Annotated in this window: 11 protein-coding genes; 7 read left to right on the forward strand and 4 right to left on the reverse strand. The window is 57.0% G+C overall.

Translation table 11 applies throughout. The features are described 5' to 3' along the window. Positions 1 to 20: 20 nt before the first annotated feature. A complete protein-coding gene (locus AC07PU_RS31245) occupies positions 21 to 896 on the reverse strand; it encodes an SDR family oxidoreductase (RefSeq protein ID WP_495322170.1) in 876 nt (291 codons plus the stop codon). Between the two features lie 172 nt (positions 897 to 1,068). Here AC07PU_RS31245 and AC07PU_RS31250 point away from each other — a divergent pair, with 172 nt between their 5' ends. Further along, positions 1,069 to 1,980 (forward strand): LysR family transcriptional regulator, encoded by a 912-nt coding sequence (locus AC07PU_RS31250; RefSeq protein WP_495322171.1) that lies wholly within the window; start codon positions 1,069 to 1,071, stop codon positions 1,978 to 1,980. A 162-nt stretch (positions 1,981 to 2,142) separates the two neighbouring features. Here the strand turns inward: AC07PU_RS31250 and AC07PU_RS31255 are convergent, their stop codons facing one another. Further along, entirely contained in the window at positions 2,143 to 2,847 is a 705-nt protein-coding gene (locus AC07PU_RS31255) for a glutathione S-transferase family protein (protein WP_495322172.1), read from the reverse strand. Between the two features lie 91 nt (positions 2,848 to 2,938). Between AC07PU_RS31255 and AC07PU_RS31260 the strand changes: the two genes are divergently transcribed. The 4 genes from AC07PU_RS31260 (at position 2,939) to AC07PU_RS31275 (ending at position 6,349) form a co-directional block, all read left to right on the forward strand. Continuing rightward, positions 2,939 to 3,535, forward strand: a complete 597-nt coding sequence (locus AC07PU_RS31260) for a TetR/AcrR family transcriptional regulator (RefSeq protein ID WP_495322173.1) — start codon at positions 2,939 to 2,941, stop codon at positions 3,533 to 3,535. A gap of 24 nt (positions 3,536 to 3,559) precedes the next feature. Continuing rightward, on the forward strand, positions 3,560 to 4,264 hold the full coding sequence (locus AC07PU_RS31265) for a glutathione binding-like protein (RefSeq protein WP_495322174.1): 705 nt from the start codon (positions 3,560 to 3,562) through the stop codon (positions 4,262 to 4,264). A 61-nt stretch (positions 4,265 to 4,325) separates the two neighbouring features. After that, the gene (locus AC07PU_RS31270) at positions 4,326 to 5,249 is read left to right on the forward strand and encodes a 2-dehydropantoate 2-reductase (RefSeq protein WP_495322175.1); all 924 of its coding nucleotides are present in this window, start codon (positions 4,326 to 4,328) and stop codon (positions 5,247 to 5,249) included. Then, on the forward strand, positions 5,246 to 6,349 hold the full coding sequence (locus AC07PU_RS31275; protein ID WP_495322176.1) for an enolase C-terminal domain-like protein: 1,104 nt from the start codon (positions 5,246 to 5,248) through the stop codon (positions 6,347 to 6,349). The genes AC07PU_RS31270 and AC07PU_RS31275 overlap by 4 nt, the downstream gene beginning before the upstream one ends. 44 nt (positions 6,350 to 6,393) lie before the next feature. Here the strand turns inward: AC07PU_RS31275 and AC07PU_RS31280 are convergent, their stop codons facing one another. Continuing rightward, positions 6,394 to 7,848: a chloride channel protein gene (locus AC07PU_RS31280; protein WP_495322177.1), complete on the reverse strand. Its 1,455-nt coding sequence runs from the start codon at positions 7,846 to 7,848 to the stop codon at positions 6,394 to 6,396. Between the two features lie 389 nt (positions 7,849 to 8,237). Here AC07PU_RS31280 and AC07PU_RS31285 point away from each other — a divergent pair, with 389 nt between their 5' ends. Then, entirely contained in the window at positions 8,238 to 9,320 is a 1,083-nt protein-coding gene (locus AC07PU_RS31285; protein ID WP_495322178.1) for a M15 family metallopeptidase, read from the forward strand. Between the two features lie 353 nt (positions 9,321 to 9,673). After that, on the forward strand, positions 9,674 to 10,669 hold the full coding sequence (locus AC07PU_RS31290) for a hypothetical protein (RefSeq protein WP_495322179.1): 996 nt from the start codon (positions 9,674 to 9,676) through the stop codon (positions 10,667 to 10,669). A gap of 133 nt (positions 10,670 to 10,802) precedes the next feature. Here the strand turns inward: AC07PU_RS31290 and AC07PU_RS31295 are convergent, their stop codons facing one another. Beyond that, the gene (locus AC07PU_RS31295; RefSeq protein WP_495322180.1) at positions 10,803 to 11,729 is read right to left on the reverse strand and encodes a hypothetical protein; all 927 of its coding nucleotides are present in this window, start codon (positions 11,727 to 11,729) and stop codon (positions 10,803 to 10,805) included. Positions 11,730 to 12,097 lie beyond the last annotated feature (368 nt).

Genomic DNA, 12,097 nt, shown 5'->3' on the forward strand with positions numbered 1-12,097 from the left:
CTTAGCACTTGTTGTGCGGCTTAAGCGAGGTTGTCGAGGACCTGCAAGCCAAGTCCTCCAAGCACTTGCGCTTGCACGGGCGAGACGTAATCATTGATCGCGTCTGCGCCAAACGCCGCTCCGACCACTACACGAGCGGGGCGCTCTCCCTTTTTCGAGTTCACAAGCTGCGAGACCGCTTGGGCGACATCATGAGGATTCGGTGCATCCTTTGATTGAAAAATTCCCATGAACGTCTCAAACATCTTTCCAGGGATCTCGCCGACAGAACCGTAAGAAGCAATACGCACGCCATCTGCAGGTTGCTGAATGCCTTCATACATCGGGGTCGGATAAGCACTCGGCTGCACCAAGGCCACTTCCACGCCAAACTGGGACACCTCATAGCGCAAGCTGTCCGAGATCGCTTCCACTGCGAACTTGCTTGCACCATAGATCCCGAAAAATGGGAATGTGACGCGGCCCAGGATCGATCCGATGTTGATCACCAGGCCAGCGTGGCTTTCACGCATTGCAGACAACACTGACCTCGTCGTACGCAGAAGACCAAACACGTTCACTTCAAACAGCGCGCGTGCCTGCTCGGGAGTGAATGCCTCGGTAACACCGGCCGAGGCGATACCGGCGTTGTTCACGAGCACATCGATTGCGCCGGTTTCGGCCAGGACAGCGCTCACCGCTGCTGCTACCGATGCGTCGCTCGTGACATCAAGCGCCAACACCTTGATACCCTTTGCCGTCAGTGCTTCCGCGCGCTCCTTGTTGCGGCCAGCCGGGTCTCGCATTGAAGCGAAAACCCGATGGCCTTGCTGCGCGAGCGTCACGGCTGTGTCGTTGCCAAAGCCAGTGCTGGCGCCGGTGATCAGAACGGTCTTGGGGCTGAAATTTGCGGTCATCACGATCTCCATGAGTGAATAAAAAGTAGGAATTGCCCTTTGCCAACGTTTGCGTCTCAACTGCGAAACTTCGTCAATCAGCAATCGCTGTCAGCGCTGCTATATTCGGCGCTGGGCTCATCTCTGATAAGCCAGTACTTTTGGTCATCACTATCTCGAAATTCGAGAGTTCATGGATAAGCTCGAGTCGATTCAAGCCTTCGTAGCGGTCGCTCGCTCGGGAGGATTTTCTGCAGCCGCGCGGGCGCTGGGACAGCCACTTCCAACGATCAGCCGAAAAGTTGCCGATCTGGAAATCGCCCTTGGGGTTCGACTTTTCGAGCGCTCTACGCGCCAAGTCACGCTGACTGACAACGCAGCCCCCTACTTCGAGGCATGCACCCGGCTTTTGGACGACCTGCGCGACGCTGACGAGACGGTGGTTGGCGAATACAGGCTGCCCAAAGGAGAACTGACGGTCACAGCGCCGCTAGGTTTTGGCCAATGCCATCTTCAACCGGTGGCCGTCGAGTTTCTGCAGGCCTACCCAGACATCGATCTGAACTTGGTGCTTGCCGATCGGGTGGTAAATCTTCTGGACGAACACGTAGATCTCGCTGTCCGGATCCAGCAGCTACCGGAGAGTGGACTCGCCGCGCGGCTGGTGGGGTCTATCAAGATGGTTGTCTGCGCAAGCTCAAGCTATCTTGAGATACATGGCACCCCTCAGCACCCTTCTGAGCTCACGGAGCACAGCTGTATCGCATGGTCCACTCTGGGTGCGGCCAAGACCTGGCTCTTCGACAATCAAGGTGTCGACGAGATGTTTCCGATTCGGGCGAGAATGACGACCACGACCCCCGAGTCGGCCACGAAAGCGGCAATCGCAGGTCTGGGCCTCACTCAGATCACCTCTTATCAGGCGGAGAATGGTATTCGCGCCGGATCTCTTGTCCCCGTTCTGCGAACGTTCGAGACGAAACCCGTCCCGGTCAACCTTGTGCATCCCAGCAATCGGCGAGTGCCTCTAAAACTGCGCACTTTCATCGACTTCGCGGCGCCTCGCCTGACAGAGCGCCTGATCGCTGTAGCTCAAGTCCTTTGATTGCTCAGCCGCGTCGAGCATCTGGCCGACACCATCGCATTTCGTGACATGCCTTGGCTCGCCCCGCTATTCCAATCCAACGCTCGATCCAACTACACGACCTCGGCAATACAGATCGCCGAGGCCTCCAGCGCACCCAAGCTATCTCGCAAGGCCATCGCGCTAAGCTGACTTTGAATAGTTTGAAGGGTAGAGAGCCCGTTTTGCCTCATCATCCATCTCCGTTTTGAACGAAATTCCCGTGGCAATCTCTCGTGCTCTCTTTGCCGCGGGACGCGCATTCACACTCTCAAACCAACGTCGAAGACCTGCAAAGCCTTCGAGTGCATCACTCTCACGACCAAGGACAAAGCTGGCGCGATCGATCCAACCCCAGGCGGCAATATCGGCGATCGAGTAACCACTTCGCAACACGAATTCGTTCTCACAAAGATGCCGATCGAGCACCGCGTAGTGGCGCTCGGCCTCTCGTACATATCTGTTCACCGCGTAGGGCAACTTCTCAGGCGCAGCTCGCTGGAAATGCACCGCCTGCCCTGAATATGGCCCGAGACCTGATGCGATAAACATCAACCAAGACAGCATCTCCGGACGTTCCGCTGGGTTGCCTAACAGCTTTCCGGTTTTCTCGCCAAGATACAGCAATATTGCGTTGGAATCGAACACGCGTGCGTCAGCTCCGCCAGGGCCTACGGTATCCACGATGGCAGGCAGCTTCCCGTTCGGATTGATTGCTCGGAACTCATCCGTATGCTGCTCCCCCTTTCGGGTATCGACAGGCACAAGGGTGTACTCCAACGCCGTCTCCTCAAGAAAAAGGGCGATCTTCGCCGGGTTGGGGCCAGGGCCGTAGTAGAGATGAATCATCAAAGACCTTTTCGGGAAGAAATCTGTTTGCTCGTTTTAGATCGATCGCTCCATAATACACCCATCGAGTTGCTGATGAACAGGTAGTCACATGGCAAGGCCACGAGAGTTTGACGAAGAAGCGGTGCTTGGCGCGGCAATGACCCAGTTCTGGTCACGGGGCTATGAGGCCACCTCCATACGAGACTTGGCTGATGGGATGGGCCTGACTACTGCGAGCCTGTACAACACGTTTGGAAGCAAACGAGACCTTTATCGTCGTTCGCTGGAGTACTACCTGGATTGCAGTGTGCGTGATCGGATCGCACGCTGTGAGAGCCTACCTCCACGCGAGGGTATAGAAGCATTCCTAGGCGAGATTGTGAAGCGATCTCTAAACGATACTGAATACCGCGGCTGCATGCTGGTCAATGCAGCACTTGAGGTCTCTCCACACGATCCCGAGTTCCGCCTGGTTGTGGGTGAAGAACTCAAGCACATCGAGGCCTTCTTTCTACGTTGCCTAGAGCGTGCCCAAGCCGACGAGCAAATTGATAAGACGGCCGATGTAAAAAACAACGCCCGTCTGCTTCTCGGCGTTCTGATGGGCATCCGCGTCCTGGCTCGTGCTCGCCCGGAGCGCTTACTCCTGGAGGGCGTTGCGAACACCGCAATTGCTAGTCTTGGATGGGCTCCAACCACCCATTGAGTAAATTTGAAGGTTTCACTAAGAATGATTGACCTTTTCTACTGGCCCACGCCAAACGGGCACAAGATCACCATGTTCATGGAAGAGGCAGGAATCGAGTACACGATTCATCCTGTCGACATCAGCGCTGGTGATCAGTTCAAACCAGAGTTTCTAGCTTTTTCTCCAAACAACCGAATGCCTGCGATTATCGACAGGCATCCTGCTGACGGGCAGGGTCAAATTTCAGTCTTCGAATCGGGAGCTATCCTGATCTATCTGGCGGAAAAGACTGGACTGCTCTTGCCGCAAGATGTTCGAGGCCGCAAGACGGTTTTGGAATGGCTTTTTTGGCAGGTTGGCGGGCTAGGTCCGATGGCCGGCCAGAATCACCACTTTGGCCTCTATGCGCCCGAGAAGATACCGTATGCGATCAAGAGATACGTCAACGAAACGAATCGCCTGTACGGCGTACTTGACCGCCGGCTGAACGAGTGCGAGTTTCTAGCTGGAGACGACTATTCGATCGCAGACGTTGCGGCGTATCCATGGATCGTCCCATGGAAGCGACAGCAGCAGGATCTTGATCACTTTCCAAACCTTCATCGCTGGTTCGAATCCATTCGGGCACGCCCAGCCACAGTCCGGGCTTATCAGAGGGGCGAACCTTTTCAGTCTCGACCCACTGTCACTGAGGAAGGGAAAGCCATCCTTTTTGGGCAGACCTCCGCTGGCCCGAAGACCAACTAACAATGGCTGTCGAGAGAGTACTTCGGCATAGTTTTCACAGATTGCGTGGAAAGGAATAGGTATGCGCATAGCGGTAATGGGTACTGGCGGTGTCGGTGGTTATTTTGGAGCTCGCCTGGCGAACGCCGGTCACGACGTCACTTTCATCGCCCGCGGGAAGCAGCTGGCCGCCATACGAAAGGGCGGACTCCGATTGGAAAGCCCGAAGGGCGACTTGCATTTGACAAACGTCAAGGTGACAGACCACCCAACCGATATCGATGCTGTCGATCTAGTGCTCTTCGGCGTCAAGCTTTGGGACACCGAGGGCGCGGCGGAAGCCATCAAACCAATGCTTCAGAACGAGTCGGCGGTGGTCTCCTTCCAGAACGGTGTTGTGAAGGATGACCAGCTTCGCGCCACGCTGGGCGAGTCGCATGTCATCGGCGGGGTTTGCTACATTGCCGCCACCATCGCCGAGCCAGGTCTCATCCGCCACTCTGGAGCCATGCAAAAGCTGGTCTTTGGCGAATATGACGGAAGGCAAAGTGAACGAGTCACGCGATTTAAGGAGGCTTGTGTTAGCGCGGGTATCGATGTGGAACTCGACAGCGATATTCGTCGCGCGATCTGGAGCAAGTTTGTTTTCTTGGTTGGTCTTTCGGGCTCCACCAGCACGGTCCGCACGCCTATCGGTCCGATTCGCTCTCTTTCTCGCTCACGCGCGTTCTTGCATGATCTGATGAACGAGGTTGTTCAAGTAGCGCGCGCCGAAGGGGTGTTGCTTGCCGAGGACTATGCTCAAGATCGGCTCAAGTTCTGCGACCAGGTGCCAGCCACGATGACCTCATCGATGCATCATGACCTCGAACGCGGAAGCCGCCTTGAGGTGCAGTGGCTCAGCGGAGACGTAGTGGCACGAGGGGAAAAGTTCGGAATACCAACGCCTTGCAACCGCGCCGTGTATGACATTCTTTCAGTTCATGCACAGGGGCATGCGGCATGAGCGCGCTTACGGTCCACAGCGTCGAGGCAACTCTCGTAGTGGTCCCGATGCGTCGCGCGCTTGGCACGAGCGTCATGCGCATCACAGAGGCACCGCTTCTGCTTATCGATCTCTTAACGCACCAAGGCGTCACCGGTCGCGCTTACATCTTTTGCTACTTAGCTGGTGCCGGTGAAGCGGCGCTATCCCTCGTGCAGGATGCAAGTGCCACGCTCGCGGGAAAAAGCGCGGCACCAAACGAAGTTCGTAGGGCGCTCGAGGGGCGCTTCCGGCTACTAGGCATGCGCGGTTTGACATCGATGATTTCGGCAGGCATCGATGTTGCCTGCTGGGATGCTCTCGCAATCCAGGCAGGCCAACCTCTTGCCCGCCACCTTGGCGCCGAACTGCGGCCCATTCCGGCCTACAACAGCAATGGGCTTGGCCTACTCGAACCCGGCGCTGCGGCCGACGAAGCGCAGGCACTCGTGGAGGAGGGTTTTCGCGCAATAAAGATGCGATTAGGTCGGAAATCGCCCGCTGAAGACCTTGATGCGGTTCGATCAGTAAGAGCGGCGATTTCGCAAGAGATAGCACTCATGGCGGACTTCAACCAGGGACTCAACCCACGGGAGGCACTGGAGCGTTGTCGGCAGCTCGATGGCGAAGGCTTGTACTGGCTAGAGGAACCCGTCGCCCATGATGCATATGGTGTCACGCGCGAGTTGGCGCGCAATCTTCAGACGCCAGTCCAGATCGGCGAGAACTTTCAGGGGCCTAGAGCCATGGCACAAGCGCTTGCGGAGAGCGCGAGCGACTTTATGATGCCAGACCTTGAAAGGATCGGCGGCGTCACCGGTTGGATGGCCGCTGCGGCTCTAGCCGATGTTGCTCGGATCGAGCTTTCGTCCCACCTCTTTCACGAGGTCAGCGCGCATCTTCTCGCAGCGTCCCCAACAGCTCACTGGCTCGAGTATGTGGATTGGGCTGCTCCGATCCTCCAGGAGCCCGTAGCGATCGTTGATGGCACCATCTCCCCCTCGGATCGGCCGGGGCATGGAATGGCCTGGGATACTGACGCAGTCAAGCACTATCGTAGAAATTCCACCAAACCGGTTTGACGGCTCTTAGCATGAGAGGCACTGTTGGGTGCGCATGAGCAGCTTCAATGCTTCTGCAGAGGCCCGCCTCCAGGCACATCCCCTCGAACGCCATCTCTCAAGCCGCTAGAAGCTCGCGAGCTTGCTTTCGCAGAATAGTGCGCGTCTGTTGGAGCCGGTTCACCGCCATCCTTGGTTGACTTGTCGGCATACAAAGCCTTCATTACCAGACTTTCAGCCACTGTCTCATACAGTGGTCGGCTGATCATTCTTGACAGGATACTGGCAACCATGGCTGAGGCCATCAAGCTCAGCACCATCGAGTGCCCATCAACCATCTCCATGACGATGATGAACGCGGTAAGAGGCGCCTGAGTAACAGCGGCCAAAAAGCTGGCCATGCCCAGCGCGATCAACGCCGGCCCGAGCTCTGGCGACGACAGTTGCGCCACGGAATCGCCAAGCCCTGCTCCGATAGAAAGTGACGGCGCAAAAATTCCCCCAGGGATTCCCGACCAAGCAGTGAGCCAGGTGGCAACAAACTTCAGCAGCGTGTACAGAGGAGCCACCTCTCCCTGGCCGTGCAGCATGTTCTTTACCGCCTCGGATCCAGCGCCAAAGGTCGCACCACCGGTAGCCAATCCAATCGCCGCTACGGCGAAGCCACAAATCGCAGAGAACCGCACCGGGTAGCGTGCGCGCCATCCATTCAACCGTTCCGCCTTGCGGGTTAGTGAAGCGATCATCAATCTCGCAAACACACCGCCGCTCGCACCACATAGCAGAGTGACAAGTACGCCAGGTCCCACCGCTTTCCAGTTGATCGAAGGAACCTCAATGAGGCCAAAATAGCTGTGGTTGCCAAACACGGATACCGACACCAGACCCGCCAACACGATCGCGGCAATGATCAGCCCACTCGATCGCGTCTCAAGACGCCCGCAAAGCTGCTCGATCGCAAAGACCACCCCGGCCAAAGGAGCGTTGAAAGCTGCGGCCACTCCCGCCGCGCCTCCCGCGACCAGCAGGGACCTAGCATCTATCGACGTATTGGGGGACAGCCAGCAGCGAGCGTGCTGCATGAGGCCCGCAGCGATCTGAACTGACGGCCCCTCTCTCCCGAGCGACAAGCCTGCAGCGAATCCCGCGTTGCCTAGCACGAACTTTGCAAAAGTCAGTCGTAAGGATGCGAACTGGAGGCGGCGCTCATCCGGAAGCGATGGATGAAGAATCGCCCTTACTTGCGGAATTCCGGAACCTCCCGCTCCTGGGAAGTAGCGGATGGTGATCCACACCGTTGCGGCCGTGATCGCTGGTGCCACCAACAAGACGCCCCACGGGCAAGATCGGTAGATCCATGTGAAAACGCCAAACGCCCATGTGCTCGTGAATGCGAACGCTACAACCAGAAAGCCGGCCGTGATCGCGTAACCGAGCACAATCGCTCGATCCATCCAAAGCTTGCCCTGCTTGAACTCGCGCTCCACCTGCGTTTTGAAATCGGGGTCCTGGTCGTCCATGAGCATTTTTACTCCAGCATTAATGCATTATGCTGGTTACTAGGCTGCTTACCCGCTTAGCGGACCGCCCAACTCAGGAACACATTCCAGCCCATTCCACACCCTTCCAAAGCGAGCCAAGGCGGGCGAACTCTCGTTTGTCGGCCTTGGATTGGAGTGCCCCTAGGAGCGGCGAAAATCGCTCGCGCGGCGTCGCGAAGGTGCTTAAAGCAAAGTACGGAAGGTCAGCAGTCTCATGTTGACTGGTCACCGCCCTATTGAGCTGACGATCCACGACTTGGCCACCACCACACTCAGTCCTTGCGAGTGACAATTCTTCGGCTGGGGGATACCGGAAATTAAACTTTCGGCGTAAAAAGCGTGGCCCTTCTGCTCAAAGGAACTACGCCATGCCCGAAAGCACTTTCAACCATCCCCTGTTCGGACCCATTCGGTTCCGTACTGCGACCCAGAACAAGTGGGTGCGAGGTGACCACATCTCATTCATCAGCGGGTTTAACGAGGCGAGGATCACCCCACTGACGATCCCCCAGCTTGCTGAGGTGCCTGGCGCGAACGGTGGCCGCCTACGCTTCTATGACAGTGGCCATGCGCAGCTTCTTAAATCCTTTGCCCAGATTCAAGCCCAAGGCCTACTTGGCCTGGTGAAAACCTGCGCAGGCACGCTGAACAAACGATTGCGCAAGCCCGTTGGAGGAGGCCTGAGCAAGCTCCCATCGAATCACTCTTTTGGGATCGCAATCGATCTGAACTCCGACGACGGTAGCCTCGGTGCATCCATCGCGCCCCTCGCTCCCATTTTCCAAGCCAACGGGTTCCTGTGGGGCAAGTCATTCAATGATCCCATGCACTTCGAGGTGAGCCAGTTCCTGTCCCCCACAGTGCCTCAACCCACAGGAAACACCTGGGCACTGAACCAACTCGTCGCCTGCAGACAGAAGGTTCACAATCGAGGAATACCTTCAGACGCATTCCTGGCCGAATTGATTGAATGGGGGCGTGAAGCCGATGAAGAAATTTTTGTCAAGAATGACAAATTTGATATCTATTCAAGCGTCGCACCGATACTAGGTCCCTGGCGCGGAGGCTCGCATCGACGTGCGGTAATGCTGGAAGTGCTACGAGTACTTGGCGGCTTCGAGAGCTCTTGGAAATGGGACGCGGGCAGAGACCTCAACAATCCAGCCTCGAACACGGACTGCACAGAGGAAGCAGGCATCTTTCAATGCTCAGGAAACTCCATCGGCTTTAGTACGGAACTCAAGGAATTGTTATTGAAAGAAGGCGGAGACGGAAGTTGCAGATCGTTCATCACTACGACAAAAGCAAATCACCGTTTTGCCCTTGAATACTGCGCTCGCCTCCTGAGGTACACCATCAAACATCATGGTCCGATCAAGAACGGGCACATCCACTCATGGCTACGACGCGATGCCGTTGACGAACTGATGCGTTGCATCGATAACGGATAGCGCGCTCCGCGGCGCCTCCTTAGGCGAGCGCTAGCTTTATCCAAACTTCGGCTGCTCGGTCGCCCGATCCGGGATCGCTCGGTTGGCGCCGCGCAGCCTCTGTTCAAGGCCCTCGGATTCCAGTGCCCGTGAGCAGCTCTGCCAGGCAACTTGCAGTTCACCGTCGATCAGGTACTGCTGTCTCGTGCTCTGAGAGGGTGGCATCAGCGGCCTCAGAAGCATGTTGTCGGTCTGCGACATCCGCCTCGCATCGCGTCGCAAAACGGTAGGTCTTCGCGGGTAGCATCGGCGTACTAAATTCCGATCTCTGCGTCCCTCGCCCGCTGCGAAGAGCGCTACTCCCAAACGACAGAATGCAAGCCGCGCTCGCTTACCTAGACGCGTACGCCCGAAAACTCGACGCCACCGAATCGCCCACACAGCTTTGGACAGACGTTCTGAGCTGGCAGTTCGAACAGCATTCGAGACAGCCTATCCATGGCACAAGGCCAGTGGGGCAGCATGTTCAACGCAAGGTGTCCGAGGTACTGCTCAATTCTGGTCAGCCTATCACTAGCGATCATCTCAACTACGGGGCACGTCTACGCGATAACCATCTTCCGACAACAGCGATCGGTGGATTCAAAGGTCTGGTTGTGCTTTCGGCCAACCCGCATTTCGTTCACAAGCGAAATGATTTAGAGATGCAATGGAGGAACTCTATTGAGGGAAATCGCAAATTTTGCGAAGCCCCCTTTGTTCATCACCTGGACTACTTCAAGACAAGCAAGTGGTGGAGCAACGTGGCCCGGTTCGCACACTCCTCGCTCGAAGATCCGCTTAGGCCCGGCGATATCTGGGAATGGGCTGCGGATGGAAACGTTGGAGCGGTCGATCTTCTCCCCTTCCACAGTTCGGAAGACCGAATTACAGGTCTGATACACGCAAATCCGCAGCAAGCGGGTGAGGCGGCTCAGATTCGCATTGCCCTTAAGAAATCAGCCGTCAGTACGGTTCATATGGCTCTGCGCTTCCAGCCCAAGGTCGTGCTTGCCGCATCCCGCTCAGGCGCTGCACTGGCCACGCAAGTGGGGATGGATCTAGAGAATGCGGGCCAGGCTAAAAGGCTGCTTGACCTAGAAGTGTTGTGCCCTCGTGTCACCGAAGTCAGCGGCTTCCGATGGAGTCGCCAAGACCTCCACCGCCTGTACTGCTTTGAAATAGAAGGTCAGAATGGCCGCGTTACCTATCTCTTGACTCTACCTGGTCAGATCTTCTCGGCGGCGGCATCGCTTCAGTCGGTGCAAAGGTATTTGCCAGCGAACATCTATAAGCTTCTTCACTCTCGACCGATAGGTTCAGACCGGTAGGGCGCACCCGGGATGGTCGGCGAGCGGTACGCCCGTGCAGGAGGCGCATCGCAACCAAGCAAGTTCGAACGGCGATATAAAAAATAATTCGATATCGCCGCTTGGCTCACAGCTCGTGGGCGCTTCCTATGACCTATCCCCGTGAGAATATCGCAACCGCAAGCTGCTGCGCGCGCTCTTGGATTTCCGCACTGGCGCTCGGCAGCTCAACCCCGTCCTCACCCTGCGCGTACATGGGGCCGCCGACATCGTCGTCGTAGGGACTGCCGTCCTCATTGATCGCGTGATAGTCGTCTTGCATCAGGTCTTTGCCGTGAAGCTTGGCCAAGTGGAACCAGGTCCAGCTCTCGAGCGGGTCGTCATCCTCAAGTAGATCTATCAGTTCGCGCATCGCAAGGAGGCTACCCTGCTCGGCCGCGATTTTCAGCCACGCCGTGGCTTCAACTGTTCGCCCAAGCCGCTCCGCGGTGCGCACTACCTCCATGGGATCTACGAGCACGCTCGGCTGCTTTAGCTCAAAAAACCTTGGATCCCCATAGTCCCTTGCTGTGATTAGAAGCGCGTCCGCTTGGCCGAGATCGGCGGCGGCCATCAGATGCTCTTTGGCCACACTTCGCGCGTTGAGGGCTCGGCCATATGCGTCAGCCCACTCCTGCTCGACGCCTATCAGCTTGTGGCCGCCCTCCTGGCGATCAAACCAATACTTTCCATGGGTCTGCGAAACTTCCAGCGGCTCGTCGTCTTCTCCCGACGCGAGCAGCGCCATGGCAAGGTGCGCGCGGGCATCAGAGCGGTCGATCGCAGCGCGAAGCGTCTCGCGAACCGCCTCGCTATGCAGTGACACGAACTGCATCTGTTGCTCAGCGAAGCGCGCTTCCCATTCCTCATCGTCCATGCTGTCTGTGTGCCAATCGCCGTCGGCATCAACCCCCTCCACCTCATCGGCGCCCGCTTTTGGAACAAGTCGCTCAGCTCCCAGCTCGTCGTAGCCACCCAGTAGCGCAGAGAGCACCACGTTAAGCGGGAGCAGGCGTAAGCAATGGTCGTTGATCGTCTTCACCACTATCTCAGATAGACCAGCGAGAGATGATTCTGGATGTCCGAGGGTGTGTGCTCGCTGCCTAACAGCTTCTGCGTCCAAAGGCAGGCAAACGGCCAGGGAGGCGGGCATTTGGCACAAGCCCCCCTGCGCAAGTAACGAGGCATAGCTCCCTTGCCCGAGAGCTGCCGCTATCAACTCATGCACATGGGAGCGTGCGAAATCTAGCCCAGTCGCAGCCTTAGCGGCGCGATGAATTTCATAGGTAATGGTCTTCACGTTCATCTCTAGCCTTTCCACGGGAATGCGTTTCGAGCGGACGCACACGTTTAAGGCTCCACGCATCCCCGCTGAGGAAGAGTGAAAAGATGATGACGCTTGAGGAGAAA

It is taken from the genome of Variovorax sp. GW821-FHT10D07, from assembly GCF_059415325.1.

Excerpts from the sequence above, each read along its gene's own strand:
- AC07PU_RS31245 (WP_495322170.1), bottom strand. The coding sequence starts at position 896 with ATGACCGCAAATTTCAGCCCCAAGACCGTTCTGATCACCGGCGCCAGC.
- AC07PU_RS31250 (WP_495322171.1), top strand. The coding sequence starts at position 1,069 with ATGGATAAGCTCGAGTCGATTCAAGCCTTCGTAGCGGTCGCTCGCTCG.
- AC07PU_RS31255 (WP_495322172.1), bottom strand. The coding sequence starts at position 2,847 with ATGATTCATCTCTACTACGGCCCTGGCCCCAACCCGGCGAAGATCGCC.
- AC07PU_RS31260 (WP_495322173.1), top strand. The coding sequence starts at position 2,939 with ATGGCAAGGCCACGAGAGTTTGACGAAGAAGCGGTGCTTGGCGCGGCA.
- AC07PU_RS31265 (WP_495322174.1), top strand. The coding sequence starts at position 3,560 with ATGATTGACCTTTTCTACTGGCCCACGCCAAACGGGCACAAGATCACC.
- AC07PU_RS31270 (WP_495322175.1), top strand. The coding sequence starts at position 4,326 with ATGCGCATAGCGGTAATGGGTACTGGCGGTGTCGGTGGTTATTTTGGA.
- AC07PU_RS31275 (WP_495322176.1), top strand. The coding sequence starts at position 5,246 with ATGAGCGCGCTTACGGTCCACAGCGTCGAGGCAACTCTCGTAGTGGTC.
- AC07PU_RS31280 (WP_495322177.1), bottom strand. The coding sequence starts at position 7,848 with ATGGACGACCAGGACCCCGATTTCAAAACGCAGGTGGAGCGCGAGTTC.
- AC07PU_RS31285 (WP_495322178.1), top strand. The coding sequence starts at position 8,238 with ATGCCCGAAAGCACTTTCAACCATCCCCTGTTCGGACCCATTCGGTTC.
- AC07PU_RS31290 (WP_495322179.1), top strand. The coding sequence starts at position 9,674 with ATGCAAGCCGCGCTCGCTTACCTAGACGCGTACGCCCGAAAACTCGAC.